Annotated in this window: 17 protein-coding genes; 5 read left to right on the top strand and 12 right to left on the bottom strand. The window is 63.6% G+C overall.

Annotation, left to right across the window (positions count from 1 at the left end; all coding sequences use genetic code 11):
* Positions 1 to 539 (bottom strand): ATP-binding cassette domain-containing protein (locus K8I61_19520; GenBank protein ID MBZ0274236.1); only part of this gene is annotated, 539 nt, incomplete at its 3' end.
* Positions 540 to 618: 79 nt separating this feature from the next.
* Positions 619 to 1,560 carry an SGNH/GDSL hydrolase family protein gene (locus tag K8I61_19515; GenBank protein MBZ0274235.1) on the bottom strand — a complete coding sequence of 314 codons (942 nt, stop codon included), beginning with the start codon at positions 1,558 to 1,560 and terminating at the stop codon, positions 619 to 621.
* Between the two features lie 160 nt (positions 1,561 to 1,720).
* Here K8I61_19515 and K8I61_19510 point away from each other — a divergent pair, with 160 nt between their 5' ends.
* The 3 genes from K8I61_19510 to K8I61_19500 are packed head-to-tail and all read left to right on the top strand — an operon-like array spanning position 1,721 to position 4,825.
* Entirely contained in the window at positions 1,721 to 3,361 is a 1,641-nt protein-coding gene (locus K8I61_19510; protein ID MBZ0274234.1) for a response regulator, read from the top strand.
* The gene (locus tag K8I61_19505; protein MBZ0274233.1) at positions 3,358 to 3,771 is read left to right on the top strand and encodes a response regulator; all 414 of its coding nucleotides are present in this window, start codon (positions 3,358 to 3,360) and stop codon (positions 3,769 to 3,771) included. Before K8I61_19510 ends, K8I61_19505 begins: the two co-directional genes overlap by 4 nt.
* Positions 3,772 to 3,790: 19 nt before the next feature.
* Complete coding sequence (locus K8I61_19500; GenBank protein ID MBZ0274232.1) at positions 3,791 to 4,825, top strand: alpha/beta hydrolase; 1,035 nt, start codon at positions 3,791 to 3,793, stop codon at positions 4,823 to 4,825.
* Between the two features lie 14 nt (positions 4,826 to 4,839).
* On the opposite strand, the gene K8I61_19495 is transcribed toward K8I61_19500, so the two are convergent.
* The 3 genes from K8I61_19495 to K8I61_19485 form a co-directional block, all read right to left on the bottom strand.
* The gene (locus K8I61_19495; GenBank protein ID MBZ0274231.1) at positions 4,840 to 5,361 is read right to left on the bottom strand and encodes a hypothetical protein; all 522 of its coding nucleotides are present in this window, start codon (positions 5,359 to 5,361) and stop codon (positions 4,840 to 4,842) included.
* A 92-nt stretch (positions 5,362 to 5,453) separates the two neighbouring features.
* Positions 5,454 to 7,619, bottom strand: a complete 2,166-nt coding sequence (locus tag K8I61_19490; GenBank protein ID MBZ0274230.1) for a tetratricopeptide repeat protein — start codon at positions 7,617 to 7,619, stop codon at positions 5,454 to 5,456.
* A gap of 116 nt (positions 7,620 to 7,735) precedes the next feature.
* Complete coding sequence (locus K8I61_19485; protein MBZ0274229.1) at positions 7,736 to 8,515, bottom strand: hypothetical protein; 780 nt, start codon at positions 8,513 to 8,515, stop codon at positions 7,736 to 7,738.
* 190 nt (positions 8,516 to 8,705) lie between these two features.
* On the opposite strand from K8I61_19485, the gene K8I61_19480 reads away from it, so the two are divergent.
* Entirely contained in the window at positions 8,706 to 9,386 is a 681-nt protein-coding gene (locus K8I61_19480; protein ID MBZ0274228.1) for a PilZ domain-containing protein, read from the top strand.
* Here the strand turns inward: K8I61_19480 and K8I61_19475 are convergent.
* The 6 genes from K8I61_19475 to pilB form a co-directional block, all read right to left on the bottom strand.
* Complete coding sequence (locus tag K8I61_19475) at positions 9,304 to 9,789, bottom strand: MGMT family protein (protein ID MBZ0274227.1); 486 nt, start codon at positions 9,787 to 9,789, stop codon at positions 9,304 to 9,306. The two genes, K8I61_19480 and K8I61_19475, sit on opposite strands and share 83 nt — an antisense overlap.
* Positions 9,767 to 11,224, bottom strand: coding sequence for a sigma-54 dependent transcriptional regulator (locus K8I61_19470; GenBank protein ID MBZ0274226.1), 1,458 nt, complete (start codon positions 11,222 to 11,224; stop codon positions 9,767 to 9,769). The genes K8I61_19475 and K8I61_19470 overlap by 23 nt, the downstream gene beginning before the upstream one ends.
* Positions 11,225 to 11,227: 3 nt before the next feature.
* Positions 11,228 to 12,940 (bottom strand): hypothetical protein, encoded by a 1,713-nt coding sequence (locus K8I61_19465; protein ID MBZ0274225.1) that lies wholly within the window; start codon positions 12,938 to 12,940, stop codon positions 11,228 to 11,230.
* Between the two features lie 103 nt (positions 12,941 to 13,043).
* The gene (locus K8I61_19460; protein ID MBZ0274224.1) at positions 13,044 to 14,255 is read right to left on the bottom strand and encodes a type II secretion system F family protein; all 1,212 of its coding nucleotides are present in this window, start codon (positions 14,253 to 14,255) and stop codon (positions 13,044 to 13,046) included.
* Positions 14,256 to 14,276: 21 nt separating this feature from the next.
* Entirely contained in the window at positions 14,277 to 15,362 is a 1,086-nt protein-coding gene (locus K8I61_19455) for a type IV pilus twitching motility protein PilT (GenBank protein ID MBZ0274223.1), read from the bottom strand.
* A 112-nt stretch (positions 15,363 to 15,474) separates the two neighbouring features.
* Complete coding sequence (gene pilB / locus K8I61_19450) at positions 15,475 to 17,196, bottom strand: type IV-A pilus assembly ATPase PilB (GenBank protein ID MBZ0274222.1); 1,722 nt, start codon at positions 17,194 to 17,196, stop codon at positions 15,475 to 15,477.
* A 373-nt stretch (positions 17,197 to 17,569) separates the two neighbouring features.
* Between pilB and K8I61_19445 the strand changes: the two genes are divergently transcribed.
* The gene (locus K8I61_19445) at positions 17,570 to 17,863 is read left to right on the top strand and encodes a hypothetical protein (protein ID MBZ0274221.1); all 294 of its coding nucleotides are present in this window, start codon (positions 17,570 to 17,572) and stop codon (positions 17,861 to 17,863) included.
* A gap of 192 nt (positions 17,864 to 18,055) precedes the next feature.
* On the opposite strand, the gene K8I61_19440 is transcribed toward K8I61_19445, so the two are convergent.
* Positions 18,056 to 18,617 (bottom strand): hypothetical protein (locus tag K8I61_19440; protein MBZ0274220.1); only part of this gene is annotated, 562 nt, incomplete at its 5' end.

The following is an 18,617-nucleotide window of genomic DNA, read 5'->3' as shown; positions in this document are numbered from 1 at the left end:
AAGAGCTCGAGGATCTCGCCTGCCAGCTCGGGATCGAGGTTGCCGGTCGGCTCGTCGGCAAGAACGATCGTCGGATCGCCGACGAGCGCGCGCGCGATCGCCGCGCGCTGCTGCTCGCCGCCGGACAGCTCGCGCGGGTGCGCGTCGGCCTTGGCGCTCATGCCGACCGCACCGAGCGCATCGTGCACGCGGCGGGAGATTTCGCGGCGCGGCAGGCCGAGCACCTCGAGCGTCAACGCAACGTTGTCGAACACCGTGCGCCCGACCAGCAGCTTGAAATCCTGGAAGACGACCCCGATGTTGCGGCGCAGATAAGGAATCGACGATTCGCGAAGCTTGGCGATATTACGCCCGCCGATGAGTACCTGCCCCTGCGTCGGGACTTCGTCCGCGTAGATCAGGCGCAGGAAGGTCGTCTTCCCCGCGCCGGAGGGACCGGTGAGGTAGATCATCTCACCCTTTTTGATATGGCACGTCACATCGAACAGGGCCGGCGACCCTTTTCCGTAGTTTTTGGTGACGTGGTACATGCGGATCATGGCTCGATCGCGCCGCGCGGGCGCCCGCCTTCTTGTCGATTCGAGGTTCCTGCCGTTGTAGGGGACGGCCTCCTTCGCGTCAACGCGCTTTCCATTCGGCGAGCTTCGGACGGATCTCGCGATCCCAGGCATCGAAGATCGCCTTGGCGATGATCGGCTGCGCGGTGTCCGCGGGGTGGTATTGATCCGCATCGACGTACACATCGGGAAGCGACGCCTCCTCGAACCGGCGATGCACGTCGGCTAGCGGCACGTTGCGGTCGCGTGCGATGTCGCGTTGCGCTTCACGCATTCGGGCATAGGCGGCGTGCTGCGCCTCGAACGCGATCCTGCCGCGCTCCCGGGCGTAGTCGGTGCCGACGCGCGGGAAGGTCCAAAGGATCGCGTCCGCGCCCGCGCCGCGCACGCGATCGATCATTTCGGCCAGGCTCTCGCGGTATTCCTCAAACGGCACCCAGGTCACGATGTCCTCGCCCGCGACATTCATCACCTGACCGTCGTTCAGACCGAAGCTGACAAGGACGAGTTCGGGCTCGAGCGAGAGCGCGTCGCGCGAAAGGCGTTCCAGGCCCTGACGCACGCTCGTGCCGGGGATGCCCGCATTGACGACACGCACCGGTTTTTCAAGCGCCCGCGTCATCAAGGCCTGGAGGATTTCCGGCCACCAGGGCGAACCGGAGATGTTGACCGCGGCGGTGGTCGAATCGCCGAACGCCACCACGATGTAAGTGCCATCCCGTTCCCATTCTCGCATCAGACCGACCTCCCTTGGCTCCGTCGCGTCGGTGAATGAGGAAACGTATCTTGACACGATGCCCTGAACGCGCGGGGATGCCCGAAGCGACGACGGCAGCCGGTTGAAGTTCGCGGAAACGACATGAAAACCCACGCGGGGATGTTTGCGAAAATAGGCGTCCACCGCAAAATACGCGACAAACGCGGCGATCGCGGCGACGACTCCCAGGGCGGCGAGGACGCGCCGGCGCCGGCGCGGCGATTTGCAATTTGGCGTGTTGGACATGGCTGGCGATTTGTCTAACACGCGATCCGGGACTCGCGAAGTCATCGGCGCCGAACGCCCGAAAATAACGTAAGGCCATCGACGCGGCGCGTCATGCGGGTTGACCGCGCGAGCGCCGGTCGATAGAAGATACCGGCATCCAAATAGACCGAGGCGGCCTGTGCCCAAAAAAATACTTGTCGTGGAAAGTTCGCCGGAAGCGGCCCGAAAGCTCGTCGTGTTTTTGCAGGAGATGAAATACACGGCGAAGACCTGCGACGACGCGCGCCAGGCGGTCACTTTCACAACGCAGTTCAAGCCCGATCTCATCATCGCGAACGCGTCGTTACCCGTCATCAGCGGCACCGAGCTCGCGCGGCTTTTCAAGAGCCACGAAGTCCTCGCGGGGATCCCCTTTCTGCTCATGGCCTATCGCCGGCCGCCGCAGGTGGGCAGCGGCGTGCATCAACGCGTCGAGGCGGACGACTACATCACCCTGCCGCTGGATCAGACGAAGCTCTATTCCGCGGTGACGCGGTGGCTGGAGTCCGAGGAGCGCCCCACCTCGTTCATGGAGGAGGCCGAGGGACCGCTGCGCGACGACGACGCAAGCGCGCCGGCCGCCGCGACGCCGTTTCGCGGACGCCTGACGCCGGTCAACGCCGCCAAGGCGCTCCTGGCCATCGTCGGCGAGCAGGCAACGGGGAATCTGCGCATCAAGCAGGACCGCAAGAAGATGAAGATACCCGTCGAACGCGGTCGTATCGTGAACGTGTACACGAATTTTATCCGTGAGGATTCCTTCGGGCGCTTTCTCGTCCGCGAGGGAAAAATCACGCCCTCGGAAAATGCCGCGACGCTGGAGCGCGCCAAGAACAGCTCGCGGCGCCAGGGCGAGATCCTCGTGCAGCTCGGTGTTCTTAACGAGGACGAGATGGCGCGCCTGCTCGGGCATCACCGCATGGAAAAGGTCTTCGCCCTGTTCACGCCCGGTTGGCTCGACGGCTATTTCGAATTTCGCGTCGAACCGCTTGGCGACCTGGACGAAACGCCGCTCAACGTCGCCATCGCCGATTTCGTACGCGAGGGCGTGCTGACCGTGCTCAAGCCCCAAACGGCCTGGGAGACACTGGAGCGCAACGGAAAGATCGATCAGCCGCTACGCAAGACCGGCGCGTTCGCGGATTTTGCGCAACGTCTCGGTCTGTCTACCGCACAACAGCGGCTGGCGGCGAGGCTCGACGGCGTGCGCCCTGTGGAATTCGCGGAAAAATTTCCCGACACCGCGGACGACGTGATCCGCCTCGCGTTTTTGCTCGCCGTTGGCAAGGCCATGACCTTCGAGACCGAAACCGCGCGCCCGGAACCCAAGGCGACCGCTCCCGAGCCGCGGCCGAAGGCGGCGGCGCGGGTTCGGGACGCGTTTGATGGACGCCTCCGCGAGGCGCGCGAGGCTTATGCCGCGCGCGATTGGTTACGCGCGATCCCGATGCTCGAAGCGGCCGTCGCGGAAAATCCGGAATCGTCGGAGACGCTCGTGATGCTGGCCTACGCGATCCAGGTGGGTTCGCCGCAGTCGGGACTCGACGTGTCCGCGCGCGCCAAGGAGATGCTCAAGCGCGCGATCACGCTTGACGACCACAACGACTTGGCTCACTTATATCTGGGACAGATCCTGAAATCGGAAAACATGCTGGGGCTCGCGGAGACGCACTTCAAAGCCGCGCATCGCCTGAATCCCATGAATGACGAGGCCGCGCGCGAATTGAAACTGATAGAAATCAAGCGGCGCTCCATGCGCGAAAAAGGATTGAAAGCGTGATGGCACCCACTGAGCCGATTTCCGTCCTGATCGTCGAGGACAACGAGGTTGACGCCGAACTGCTCAAGCAGATCGTCGAGCGCGCGTGTGAAAACTGCACCACGGATTGGTGCTGGAACGGGCTCGAGGCGCTGGTGCGCCTGGGTTCGAGCACGCCCGACCTGATCATCCTCGACTACATGATGCCGAAAACCGACGGCATGGAATTCTTGCGAAACGTCCGGGCCCTCGAAACCGCGCGCTCGGCCCATATCGCGGTGATCAGCGCGTTTGTCGATCCGGCCAACGCCGACCGGTTTCGCGAGCTCGGCGCGGACGACGTGCTCGCCAAGCCCGTGCAGGTGAAAGACGTGGCTGACATCATCCGGCGCGCGCGGCAGCGCAAGTCGTCCGCCTCGAAATCGCAATGAACTCGCCCGTGGGCGGGATGTGATCCTCACCCTCCTTCGAATCGCGGTTTACCTCGCGGGCGCGGTTGTTCTGCTGCGCTTTTTGGCCTGGCTCGCCTGGCGAACGTGGGTGATCGACCGCCGCGCCGACGTCGTGCATGCCGTGCGCCCCACGGAGCACCTGCATATCGCCGTCCACGAATACCGTCCGCCCTCCGGCGCCTCGCGCGCGGGCCGTCCCGTGCTCCTGATTCATGGCAAGGGCGGCAATCACATGGTTTTCGATTTCGACGAGGACCGATCGCTCGCGCGGCAGCTCGCCGCCGCCGGCTTTGCGTCCTTCTCGGTCGATCTGCGTCATGCGGGCGAATCCGAGCCCATGCGCTACGGGCGCGCGCGCGAGTTCAACTGGACCCTCGAGGATTACGTCGTGCGCGATATACCCGCGGCGATCGCGAAAATCCGCGAGGTGACCGGGGCGCGCGCGGTGCATATTGTCGGCCATTCGATGGGCGGTACGATCGCGTACGCGCTCGCGCAGGGGGCCGAAGGCGTGGCGTCGGCGACGGGGATCGCGGCGCCGTCCGTGCCGCCGCCCCCGGGCACGGGCCGCACCCCTGATCCGCGCATCGATTATCTGCGCAAGAGGTTCGCGTTCTGGTTCGAGCGCGCGATGGCGCCCGTTTATGCGTGGACAGGGCGATCGAGCCGGTGGCATGCGCACGAAAATCTGTCGGGCGAGGATCACATCCGATCGACGATCAATCTGCGCGAACCGGTGCCCGACACGCTGTTTCTTGCAAACGGCGCCGCCGAATTCGACGCGGCGCGAATTCGCGTTCCGGTATGCGTGATCGCCGGCGATGACGACCCCACGGTGCCGCCCGCGAGGGCGCTCGCGATCGCCGACGCGGCCGCGCGGGCGAAACCGCGCGTCATCCGGCTTGGCCTCGCGCACGGAACGCGGGGCCGCTACGGCCACATGACGCCGCTCATCGGCCCCAACGCGCGGCACGAAGTCTTCGCGCCTTTTATCGCGTGGCTTCGCGAGATCGACGCGCGCGACGCGCCGTAGCGCCGCGCCATACGTCACAACGCATCGACGAACACGGTGTAGCCGTTCATGTTGACGTGAATCGAGCAGTGGTATTCGTACGATCCGGCGGCCGTGAACGTGACGAGGTACTGGCCGCCTGGCGGAATCGATCCGGAATCGAAAAGCGCGCCGGCATCGCCGGCGCCGCGCGCGCCGCTGGTGACCGTGTGGTCCGTCGCGTCGTTGTTGGTCCAGCGCACGGTGCCGCCCTCGGGAATCGTGGCGCCGGGCGGGCTCATCGTGAAGCTATCGATGGACACGTCGACGATGATGTCGTCCTCGCCCGTATCGTCATCCGCCCCGGCGTCGTCATCCGCACCGGCGCCATCGTCGTCATCGTCATCGTCGTCGCCGTCGAACTCATCCTGCTCGCCGGGAATGTCGTCCTCGTCATCATCCCGCTCGTCGTCGTCGTCATCGTCATCGCCGCAGGCAATTCCCGCGACAATCGCCGCCGCGAGGAACGCGAGGATGATGGACAGGACCAGGGTTGATTTTTCGGTAGCGGCCGTCATCGGCATCTCCTTTGCGCCCCGGACCATCGTAGGCCGCGCTATTTCGCGCGCGATGGGGGCGGCTACAAAATGCCGAAATCCCGCGGCGTCGCTTACAAACCGTGCCGTGACTTGAATTCGTCGATCGGCAGCCCTCCTCCCAGGAAGGCATGAAGATCACGCGCGAGCGCATGCCCGGCGCCGGTGAGGTTCGCGTCGATCCATGCGGGCCAGTGCGGCATCTCCAGGCGGATCGGCCGCTTCTCATATTCACCGGCGAGCCACGCCGCCTGCACGCGGGCGAAATCGTCGCGGCCGGTCGCGTATCCCCACATCACCATCAGAAAACGCAATTGCGTCGACTGCGCCGGCGATTTGGGCAGGGCGTCCGCGTTGTTGATGTAGACGTTCGCCAGATCGAGGTTGCCGCCCGAAAGGATGATGACCTCGACAAGCGACAGCAAGGTGAGGACGTTGTTCGGTTCGCGGCCGATCGAATAATTGTAGAGCGAAAGCGCCTTGTCGAAATGACCCGCCGCGTGCATTTTGGACGCGCCGTAGAGCGGGAGCTGGGCGTCGGAGAAAATGATCGCGGCCCGCACATAGGTGTCGTAGGCGCGCTCCAAGTCGCCCTGGCGAAGTAACAGGTCGCCGAGCGCGATGAACGGCGCCGGAGAGCGGCCGAGATTGTCAATGCGGCGTTCGAGATAAGCGGCCGCCTCGCCGGCGCGGCCGTCCTGCGCCAGGCGATCGACGACCGCCATGGCGATGACGCGGCGGCCGTCGGCGTCATGCACGCGGGCGATGGAATCGAGTTCGGCGATCGCCGTATCGACGCGATCGTGCTTGCGCGCGAGTGCGAGATAACGCACGACGTCGGACGCGCGAACCTCGCTGTCCAATCGAAGCGCCTCCGCGAAATTCGACATCGCGCCATCGACATCGCCGGAAAACTCGCGTGCCATGGCCTCGAGACGCATTGCGTCCGTGTCGTAGGGATTTTGCGCGCGCGCCGCCGCGAAAGCCTCGATCGCCTCGGCGTATTTTTTCTCGCGGTAGCGGATACGCCCGATCGCCCGCAGCGCCGCCGCATCGTACGGCGACGCCTGGCGGATCGTCTGAAAGACGTCGAGTGCCTCGGGAAGACGGCCGCTTTTTTCTAGCGCGCGCCCGAGCCTTCGCCGGTGCGACAGCGAATCCGGATCCGCGGCGACCATCTGGCGAAGCGGCGTGATCGCCTCGCCAAAGCTATCGGACTGTTCATAAAAACGGGCGAGCCTTTCCGTGCCCTCGAAACTTGGCGCCGCGCGGTTCAACCTTTCCTGATACACCGCGGCCTCGGCAAATCGATCCTCGCGATCGAGCGACGCGACGAGCATCGGCAGGTGCGTGATGTCGTTCGGATCGAGTTCGAGCGCGTCCATGAGACTCTGCGACGCGAGCGCGTACAAACCGCGCCGGAATTGATGCTCCGCGGCCAGCTTGAAAACAAGCGGGATGCGCATGCCGTTCGAGATCGCGAATTGATAGTAATCCGCGGCGGCGTCCTCGTGGCCGAGCGCGGATGCCGTTTCGGCGGCCTCGAGATAAATCGTGGGATCGACGCGCGCGCGGCTGATCGCGTGCTGATACCATTCCACGGCCTCCTGCATCGATCCCGCGTCGCGATACAGGCGCGCGATGCGCCACGGCGGAACGCACGACGACGGATCGGCCTCCATCGCCTGGGCGAAACGCCCGATCGCCGTGTCGACGTCGTTTTGCGCGCGGGCCGCGTCGCCGAGGGCGAGAAATTTCGAAGCCTCGGCGTTCGGCGCGGGCCAGAGCTGCTGGATCACCCCGATGAACGCCGCGTCGCAGGCGCGACCGTAACGCCCGTCGAGCGGATAGGACGTTGTCCGCGAGGTCTTGCGAACGACGTCGACGTGCTCGACCAGGACGACCGGCTGCGCGGCGCCACGCCGAAGCTCGACGGAGATCACGTCGCCGACGGTCGCGCGACGGCCCGCGTCGACGAGCGCGAATCGGTGCAAGGGCTCCCCCGGTTCAAGCTCGATCGGCCGCGCGTAGTGGTGATGCGAATTGTTGATCGATTGCCGCACGCATTCCCGGAACGTGGCCGGATCGTAGCCTCCAATGGACTCGGCGCGCACAACGAGCCCAACCGCCGATCGCGTATCGACGGGCGTCGCGGCGGGCGCGGCGGCGGGCGGCGCTTGCGCCCCGGCAGCGGCGGCGGAAAAAGCAAAAACGAGGATGGTGGCCAGGCAGCGCTTCATGGGCGGACCTTTTACATCAAGCAGGTCCGCGCGGAAACAGCGAATGCGCGGCGGCGTGAGCCTCGGCCGCAAAGCGCGGCCTGGCGCGTCATGCGGCTCACGACGCTTATACGGCGTCACGGCGCGGGCGAGACGTTCGGCGCGACCGCCGCGCCCCCGCCGTAGGCCATGGACTGCAACAAGTTCCGTGCCTCGTCGGCCGAAAGGTTCGACAATCGCTCGATGCGCACGGCCGCGTCGGTGTGGTCCAGCGACTCGGCAAGCCGTTTCGCCGCTTCCGTTTCGAGCGCGTGTGCGCGAACGATAACGGAATTCGAACGCGGCTCGTGCGTAAACTTGCAGTCGCATCCGCCGCCGGCAAGCGAGCCCGACCTGGCGAACAACTCGGTCAGGATCGCGGCGACGCGCGCGGCATCGGCGTGCTCGAGATGGACCGCCACTATCGCGGATTCCCCGGACGCGCGATCGACGCGCTCGATGATCCGGCGGACGCGCTCAACGTTCGCCTGCCGATCGACGACGACAATTCGCTTCCCGCCCGGCGCCGCGACAACGCGCCCCTCGTTTCCGACGAGCGCGGACACCGCCTGCGTCGCGCGGGCCGCGTCGATATGCGCCAACTCGAAAACCTCCGCGACGATCTCGTCGGACGGCTCGGCGCGAGGGGATGGAGGCGCATGCACGGGGCCGCCATGCGTCGCCGCTTCCGATCGCGGCACGACGCGCACAACGGCGCCGTGCTCGATGAGCGCGTAGCCGTTCAGGTCGAGCGCGCTGACCGCGACGCGCCAGATTTCCGGGGCCGTCATCGGTCGCGTGGCGACAAGGTCGATCTCGCCGGAAATCCTGGGGTCGAAGACGATATTCTTGCCGGTGATCCGCGCGACCTCGCGCAAAAATTCCGCGACCGGGCGGGGACCCGACGCCAGCGTATGCGTATCCCCGGCCAGGACGGGTTGGATAAAAGCGACGATGATTCCAATAGTTACAAAACGTGTGGCTCTTCGCATGAATTATCTTGCTCTCCGCCGGTGACCATATAATATCGGCAAGCGCGTCGCCAGACACCGGTTTCGGGAGGGATCCGTGCTCGAGGAAAGGCGAAAATCTCCGCGTGTCCCCGCGCATGCGCGCGTCTATTTCGGCAACGGCAACACGGACCATATCGGTTTTGCCGCCGATGTTTCCCATGAAGGCATACGCATTCTCGCGCGTAAGGCGTATCCCAAAGAGACGGCGATCAACCTGCGTATCGATATTCCCGATCGCGGATGGACGGCCGCGACGGGCGTCGTGCGACGCGCGCGCCGCATCGAGCCGCGCATTCCCCCGCACGAGCCGATGGAAATGGGCGTCGCGATCGCCGAGGGTGTGCACCACCTGAAAAATTACGCGTTGTCGATCGCCGAGCGGTTCACCGATCATCGCCTTGGCCTTGTCCGTCACGAGGTGCATCTCGCGGCGCTGGTGGGCGACGGCGTTCGTCTTGTCGAGGAGTTCACCCAAAACATCGGCGACGGCGGCATGTTTGTCGTGAGCGAGAATCCCCCGCTGCTCGGCGAACTGTTGCCCATTCGATTGCGCACGAACAACGGTGCCGGGGAGATCCGCGCGATGGCGCAGGTGGCGCACGTCGTCTCGCCGGAGTCGGCAACGACGCAGGGGCGCGTGCCGGGCTACGGGCTCAGGTTCGAGTATTTCGAGGACGACGGCGAGAGCCGCTACCGCGCGATTCTGGCCCTTGCGCGCGGTCCGACGCCGGCTTGACCGCACCGCGGCCCGGCGCGGCCGGGCGCAGTCCCCATTCATCCCAGATTCGAGGATCGTCTTCGCGAAAGGCATGGGGCGGATCGGCGATCCGCCCGTCCACGACGACGAGGCCCTCGGCCGCGAGGCGCCGCTGGTGTTCGCGGCACCCGTCCGGATCGGCAAAGGCGGGCAAGCGTCCCCCGGCGAGAACCACGCGATGCCAGGGGACGTCCGTATCGCGCGGGAGCCGCGCGAGCACACGGCCGACCATGCGGGCGCCGCGCGGCAGACCCGCCCGCCGTGCGATGTCGCCGTACGTCGCGACGAGCCCTGGCGGAATTTCGCGAACGGCCCGGAGGATGCGGGCGCCCGCGTCGCCCGCGGCCTCGAGACCGGACCTACGCGGAGGCTTCGCCGTCATCGTCCGGCGCCAAGGCGGCCGCTTCTTCGCTGTCGTCGGCCGTCTCGCTCTCGTCGTCCATGCCGAGTTTTTGCAGGCGGTAGCGAAGCGAACGGAAGGTGACGCGCAGCATCTGCGCGGCGCGTGTCTTGACGCCGCCCGCGTGTTCGAGAGCCTGCGTGAGCAGCAGGCGCTCGATGTCGGCCAGGCGCGCGTCGAGGTCGAGCCCGTCGGGCGGGACGTTCAACAGGTTGGCGCTCGCGCCGCCGCCGCTTGCGGAGTGCGCGCGAATCCGCGGGGGGAGGTAATCCGGCAATATGATGTTGGTCCGTGTCAGAGTGACGGCCCGTTCCATGATATTTTCAAGCTCGCGCACGTTGCCGGGGTAGTCGTAGACCTTCAGGATCGACATGGCCTCTTCGGAAATCTTGCGCACGTCCTTGCCGGACTCGGTCGCGAACTTTTCGAGAAAGTAGTTCGCCAGCATCGGAATGTCCGACGCGCGATCGCGCAACGGCGGAATGTTGATGGCGATGACGTTGAGGCGATAGTAGAGATCCTGGCGGAATTGCCCCTGTTCGACCTCCTTTTCGAGAACGCGATTCGTCGCCGCGATGATACGCACGTCCACGGCTTCCGGGGCCATGGCACCGACGGGCATCACGGTGCGTTCCTGAATCGCGCGCAGCAATTTCACCTGAATCGGGCCCGGCATCTCGCCGACCTCGTCGAGAAAGAGCGTGCCCTTGTGCGCGGATTGAAACAATCCGCGCTTGTCGGCGATCGCACCGGTAAACGATCCGCGTTTGTGCCCGAACAGCTCGCTCTCCCACAGGGTTTCGGGGATTGCGCCGCAATTCACGACAACAAACGGTTCGGGCGATCGCGGACTGTTGAAGTGGATCGCCTTGGCGACAAGCTCCTTGCCCGTGCCCGTCTCGCCGAGGATGAGGATGTTGCTGCGCGTCGTGGAAACGCGCTTGATCATCTCGTACACCTCGCGCATCGACTGGTGCGCGCCGAAGATGTTGGCGTAGCCGTAGCGGCTGCCGAGTTCGGCTTTCAGGCGGATATTTTCGCGAACGAGCTGTTGCTTGTTGAGCGCGCCGGAGACGACGTGCTTGAGATCGTCCACGCGAAACGGCTTGTTGACGTAGTCCGTCGCGCCCAGATCGAGCGCCTCGTTCACCGATTCGGGGCTGGCGTACGCCGTGATCATGATGACGGCGACATCGGGATTGCGCTCCTTGGCCGAACGCAGCACCTCAATGCCGGACATGCCGGGCATCTTGAGGTCGGTCAGCACGACGTCGAACGACTCGTCGGCGAGCTTCTTGACGGCGGCGATACCGGACTCCGCGGCGACGACGTCAAAGCCCTCCTTGACGAACAGGATCTGCAGGAACTCCCGCATGGAAAGCTCGTCGTCGACCACCAGAAGGCGCGGCTTCGACATGGGTCATTCCTCCCGGCGGATCGCGCCGGCGCGCGGCGCGGCGGGCAACTGAACGGTGAAACGCGAGCCCCGCTCCGGCCGGCTGTCGACGAGAACGCGCCCCTTATACATCTCGACGATGTTGTGGCACATCGTGAGGCCCAGGCCCGTGCCGTTATCCTTGGTGCTGAAAAACGGATCGAAGATCGCGCTCATGACGTCCTCGGTGATGCCCAGCCCGGTGTCGGTCACGGTCAGCTCCACGATCTTGTCCGCGTCGAATCCCTCGACCGGCTCCTCGCGCACGCGGCCTCGCAGCGTCAGGACGCCGCCGTCCGGCATCGCCTGCACGGCATTGACCGCCAGGTTCCACAGCACCTGGCGCAAATTGTTCGGATCGGCGCGCACGTACAGGCGCTCGTCCAGCAGGGCATGCACCTTGACCTGCCCGTCGCGGCACACCGGTTCGCCGGCGAGCATGGTGACAACCTCGTTTCCGACGATGCGCGCGTCAACGAGGCATTCGTTGTTTTTTCCCGGCCGCGCGAAGGCGAGAAAGTCGCTGACCAGCGCATTCACGCGGTCGGTCTCGCGAAGCACGATGTCCATGAGCTGGCGGTTTAACGCATCCAGCGACAACTCGCGCGAGAGCAGTTGGATCGAGCCGGAAAGGCTGGCGAGCGGATTTCGGATCTCGTGCGCGATGCCGCCCGCGAGTTTGCCGAGCGCCGCCATGCGCTCGGAACGCTTCACCGCGGTTTCCATCGCGCGGACGGCGGTGCGGTCTTCCACGATGACAAGGCCGCGCATGTCCAGGCCGCGCCCTCCGATGCCGAGCGGCGAATAGGAAAGCTCGACGAACACCGGTTCGTCGTTCGACTCGATCTGCAACTCGGCCGGCCGCGCGAAATCGGCAAGCGGGCGATCGCCGAGCGCGGGGATGAGGTCGCGCACGCGCCGCCCCTCGAGCGGTCCCGCGCCCAGGCGAAGGATGTCCGCGGTCGGGCCGTTCGCGAACACGACGCACTCCTCGTCGTCGAGCGCGAGAAGGCCGATGGGAATCGAGCGTACGATGTGCTCGAAACGGGCGCGCAGGCGGACAAGGTCATCCTGCTTGTGATGCAGTTCGGAGGCGAGCGCCTTGCCGCGTTCGGATAGAAAACTCGAGAGCACGGCGGCGGCAAGAATCGCGAAGGCGTTGATCGCGAGTTTGTAGACGACCTCGAGGGGCGTCGGCGCGTGCTCGGTCGGAAGGATGTTCGCGACGAAAGTCCCGGTCAGATGCATGACAAGAACGCCGGCGAACGCCGCCACCGAAATCCCCGCCGATACGAAGGTGCCGCGACGGTCCAGGATGATCGCCGCGTAGATGACCGAAAGCACGTACATGAACGAGAAGACGGAAAAATATCCGCCGGACAGGATGACGAGCGCGGTCACGAAGCCGATGTCCCAATAGATCTGCGCGACGAGAAACGGTTTCGAATAAGCCAGCGACTGAATGAGCAGCGCCGAGAGCAGCGCGGCCAGGACGTGCGTACCGATGAGCGCGTAGAAGGTCGCGCGGTATTCGGGATAATTGATGATGAAGATGGTGCCGAGCGTGAACGTCGCGACGACGACGCGCAGGAAGATAAGCCACTGCAACAGGCTGGCGTTGTCGTACGCGTTCGCGAAACGCCCGACCGGCGCTTCCGGCGCTTCAAACGCCGTCTGTGATCTGACTTCCGTCGTCACCGCTTTTGTCCGTGCCCCAAAAACGACGCCGCGGCTTTAGGGCCGCGGCGGCGGATCAGCGTTTTCTTCGCTATCGCGCGCAGCCGCGCCGCGCGCTGTCCGATTATCCGATCACCTGCACGAACTTGAAGATCGGCAGATACATGCACACGAGCAGGAATCCGACCGTTCCGCCGAGAAACACCATCATGAGCGGCTCGAGCAGCGTGGTGAGCGCGTTGACCGTCATGTCGACTTCGTCTTCGTAGAAGTCGGCGATCTTCGCGAGCATGACGTCGAGCGCGCCGGTGGACTCTCCGACGGTGATCATCTGGCAGACCATCGGCGGAAACACGCCCGACTCCATGAGCGGCTCGGCGATCGTTTTTCCCTCGGCGATGCGCGCCTTGGTTTTCAGGATCGCGCGTTCGATCGTCTTGTTGCCGGACGTCTTCGCGACGATGTCCAGGCCGTCGAGGATCGGCACGCCGGAGGTGATCATCGTACCGAGGGTCCGCGTGAACTTGGCGACCGCCACCTTGCGGATGAGCTCGCCGAAGATCGGAACCTTCAAGAGAAGATCGTCCTTGACGATGGTCCCCTTCTCCGTCGCCATGAGCGTGCGCATGCCGACGATGAAGCCGACGATGCCGGGGAAGATGATCCACCAGTACCCGCGGATGATGGCCGAAATGTCGACGATGACCTGCGTGAGCGCGGGGAGCTGCCCGCCGAAATCCGCGAACATCTTCTGGAACGTCGGAATGACGAAAATGAGCAGGATCAGCACCACGAGGAAGGTAATGGAGAGTACCGCGGCGGGGTAGACCATCGCGCCCTTCACCTTCTTTTTGAGCTTCATCGCCTTTTCGATGTACGCGCCAAGGCGGTTCATGATGGTGTCGAGAATACCGCCGACCTCGCCCGCGGCGACGAGCGCCACGAAAAGCTGGTCAAAGATCTTGGGATGCTTGGCGAGCGCCTTGGCGAAGGTGGAGCCGGCCTCGACGTCGTTTTTCACCGCATTGAGCACGTCCGCGAACGTCTTGTTGACCTGCTGGTTGACGAGAATCTCCAGGCACTGGACCAGCGGAAGGCCGGCGTCGATCATCGTCGCGAACTGGCGGGTGAAGACGACGATCTCCTGCTCCTTGACCTTCTGCTTGAAGAGCTCGATATGCATGAGGTCGGTGCCCTTGCCGCGGGGCTTCACCTTGTTGGCGACGATCTGCTGCGCGCGGAGCCTCGCGATGACGGCTTCCTCGGTCGGCGCATCCATCTCGCCCTTTTGAACGGCGCCCGCTCGATTTCGGCCTTCCCATTTGTAGACTGGCACCTGGCACCTCCCGCGCTGGTTTTATTTCCGTCCGCCGGCCGCCATCTTGCCCTCCAGCATCGACTGGAGTTCCTCGGGGTCCGAGGAGTGCGCGAAGGCGTCTTTCAGTGTAATCACGTTTCGCTGATAGAGCGAGGCAAGCGACTGATTCATGGTCTGCATGCCGAATTTGCTCTGTCCCATCTGCATTTGCGAGTAGATCTGATGCACCTTGTCCTCGCGAATGAGGCTCCGGATCGCCGCGTTCGGGATCATGACCTCCGCGGACAGCACGCGGCCGATGCCGCTGGCACGCGGAATGAGCTTCTGGCAGACCACGCCCTCGAGCACGAACGAAAGCTGCGCGCGCACCTGTGGCTGCTGATGCGGCGGAAACACGTCGATGATGCGGTTGATCGTCTGCACCGCCGTCGAGGTGTGCAGCGTGGCGAACGTAAGATGCCCGGTCTCCGCGATGTTCAGCGCCGCCTCGATCGTCTCCAGGTCGCGAAGTTCGCCGATCAGAACGATGTCCGGATCCTGACGGAGCACGTACTTGAGCGCGATCTTGAACGACTTGGTATCCGAGTTGATCTCGCGTTGATTGACAAGGCACCCCTTGTGCGCGTGCAGGTACTCGATCGGGTCCTCGATCGTGACGATGTGGTGGTTCTGCGCGCCGTTGATCCGGTCGATGATGGAGGTCAGCGTCGTCGACTTGCCGCAACCGGTCGGGCCGGTGACGAGCACCAGGCCCGCGGGCTTGTTCGACAGGTCGTTGACGATCGCCGGCAGCCCCAGCTCCTGAAAGCTGAAAGTCTTGAACGGAATGACGCGAAACGCGCCGGCGACCGCGCCGCGCTGCCGGAACACGTTGGCGCGAAAACGCGAAAGTCCCTTGACGCCGAATGACAGATCAAGCTCGTTCGTCTCCTCGAACGCGTGCCGTTGCATTTCCGTGAGCACCGAGTAGCAAAGGCGCTTGGTGTCGCTGGCGGTCAAGGCCGGCATGTTGAGAGGCGTCAGGCGCCCGTCGATGCGGAACTGCGGCGGAGAACCCGTCGTCACGTGCAGATCGCTTGCTCCCTTTTCGATCATGATCTTCAGGAGCTGATGCATATCGACCACGGCCGACCTCTTATTCGTCGGACGCGGGCCCTGCGGCGCCGCGCCCGGGAAGTGCGCCGAAACCGGCGCGCGAAAATGGTTTCACGTGCGTTCGCCGCACGCGCCGATTCATTTAGTCCGCACCGGTCACGCGTACGATTTCGTCAACGGTGGTCTCGCCGTTCAGAAGTTTCGAGATGCCCGTCTGACGCATGGTCTTCATGCCGAGGCGGATGGCCTCGCGCTTGATTTCCGTCGTGGACGCGCCGTTGAGCACGAACTCCTTGATCTCCTCGTGCATCGGAAGCACCTCGTAGACGGCGATGCGCCCGCGGTAGCCGGTCTTGCTGCACTTCATGCAACCGGCGCCGTGGTAAATCGTCGCCGTCTCGGCCTCTTCTTCCTTGACGCCGATTTCTTTCAGCACCTGCGGCGGAATATCGATCGGCTCCTTGCAGTTCTGGCAGATCTTGCGCACCAGGCGCTGCGCGGCAATGAGCTGCAGCGACGCGGTGACGAGAAACGGCTCGATGCCCATGTTGAGAAGGCGCGTGACCGAGCTTGGCGCGTCGTTCGTGTGCAGCGTCGAGAGCACCATGTGGCCCGTGAGCGCGGCCTTCACCGCGATTTCCGCGGTTTCGAAGTCGCGGATCTCGCCGACCATGATGATGTCCGGATCCTGGCGCAAAAACGATCGCAGCGACGCGGCGAAATTCAGTCCGATCGCCTCGTGCATCTGCACCTGATTGATGCCCTTGAGCGTGTATTCGACCGGATCCTCCGCGGTGGAGATGTTCTCCGTGATGGAGTTCAGCTCCGTGAGCGCGGAGTAGAGCGTCGTCGTCTTGCCTGAACCCGTCGGGCCGGTGACGAGCACCATGCCGAACGGCTTGTGGATCGCCTCCTTGAATTGCTTGAGGGGGAATTCCTCGAATCCGAGCTTGGTCATGTCGAGCTGCAACGAATCCTTGTCGAGAAGCCGCAGCACGACCTTCTCGCCGTAGATCGTCGGCAGCGTACTGACGCGGAAGTCCATCTCCTTGCCCTTGGCCGTCTTCAGGCGGATGCGGCCGTCTTGCGGCAGGCGGCGCTCGGCGATATCGAGATCGGCCATGATCTTCAGGCGGCTCGTGATCGCGTGCTGGAGCTTGCGCGGCGGGTCCATGACCTTGTGGAGCACGCCGTCGATCCGGTAACGCACGCGGAAGCTCTTCTCGTAAGGCTCGACGTGGATGTCGGAGGCGCCCTTCTTGATCGCGTCGGACAAAATGAGGTTCACGAGCTTGACGACGGGGGCGTCCTCGGACTGGTGCTGCAGTTCCTTGACGTTGACGTTGTCCTCGGCCTCGATGATTTCGAGGTCCTCGTCCTCCCAATCCATGCTCTCAAGCGCGCCCTCGAGATCGGTGTCGTGCGTATCGTAGTACTTCTCGATCGCCTGCATGATCGAGTCTTCCGTCGCGACGACCGCCTCGACCGAATAGCCGGTCAGGAATTTGATGTCGTCGATCGCCAGGATGTTCGACGGATCGACCATCGCCACGATGAGCGAATTGTCCGCGCGGCTGATCGGGATGAGCTTGTACTTGTCGGCGATTTCGCGCGGCACGAGGCGGATGACATCCGCGTCGATCGCGAACTCCGACAGGTTGATCGAGGGAACGCCGTACTGGCGCGACAGGATGTCGGCCAGCTCGGACTCCTCGAGGTACCCCAGGCGGGAAAGGTGATAGGAAAGGCGCCCGCCGGAAACCTTCTGTTCGGCCAGAGCGGTTTCGAGCTGCTCCGGACTGATCAGGTCTTCCTGAACGAGAAGCTCGCCCAGCTTGTCTTGCGCCTTGTCGGCCTCGGCCATGAATCTACCTCCGAACGGATTTTCTCCAGCGAAATTGGCACCTTTTCAGAACCTGCGCACGTTAGCGCCCGCTCTTCAAGGTGTCAACGAATAATGACATAACGCAAGGGGATTGCAAAGGGAACGATCGGCGCGTTTAAGCGCGGCAAATCCTTGCCCTCGCCCGTGCCCGTGCCCGCATCCTCGCCCGTGCCCGCGCCCATTTCGCGGCCGCGGGCGACCCGCGAGCGGTGACCGGCGAACGGTCGGCGCAAAGCGTCAGCGGCTCTGTATCCTGTCAGAAACGCGGAGACGATTTTTCCCGTACGCAATCGAATGCAAACATGCGCAGCGAGCACGGCGTTACGTGGAACGCAGTTCCCTCCGCGCGAGGATGACGCGCGTCCCGTGGACGTATCCGTGGTCGAGCGCGAACGCGCATTGCGAAGGCGAGGATGCGCGCCACGTGCTTGACTTCGACGAATGGGCGCGCCGATCCGCCGGTAGCGACTGGAAGGCGTGGCTGACCGAACACGACGACCCCGAACTCATCGCGAAGATGCGCCTGAGCACACATACCGGACGCCCCGTCGCGTCCGATTCCCTGCTCTCCAAACTCGAATCCACCCTCAACCGCCGACTACGCCCGCTGCCCATCGGAAGACCGAAGGCGGGGCCCAATAAATAGGTGACTGTCCCCTATATTCAAATGTCGTCGCGACCGACGTTCGGAGCGATATTCGACCAGTCCGCCGGCGGCGCCGAGTCCGCTGGAACTTGGGCATAAGCGGTATCCGCGATAAGAGCGAAACAAATCAAGATCACCAGCGCTGGCGTTGACGATTTCATGCCTCATCCTCCTTTGCGACAGCGAAATATATCAATCCAATGCGGACTTATAGAATATTCCATGTATCAGATAATTCTTGTTGCCATCACCGTCGATTTTCAAAAAGCTGTCACTGGTAGACCCGACGTTGCTTAAGTCACATACCGCACTTTCATATGTGATATTGTCGATGGCGCTGATGGTGCTCCTTTGCAAACATCCGGAATAAACAATAGCGGCGTTTTCGACGACATCCCAGCCAATCGCGATGTACGATGAATAGTTCTGTATTGGGACGGTTAACCAGGTTCCATTCGATTTTACGCCGTAATTAACACCGTCGCTATGAAATATTACGTGACTGTCATCGTTTTTATCGAGCGCCAAATGCGGGTCGCCGACGTCGCCTTCGTAAATCAGCTCTTCGGTCCATACTCCGTCGCCTCCGGTAATCTCGTGAATGCCGACATCATCGTACATGAGAAAACGGTTTTTCCCATCGGATGTTACGAATAGCTCGCTCGGGTCCAGCATGAATGGAATATCCACCAATTCCAAATCCCACACTACGTTGACCGAATCCCAGTACGCAATATATATCTCCTTCAAAAAG

Source organism: bacterium, assembly GCA_019912885.1.
In the GTDB taxonomy this organism is placed as follows: Bacteria; Lernaellota; Lernaellaia; order JACKCT01; family JACKCT01; genus JAIOHV01.
The sequence above is the reverse complement of the archived record's forward strand: the minus strand, read 5'-3'. Positions and strand labels throughout refer to the sequence as shown.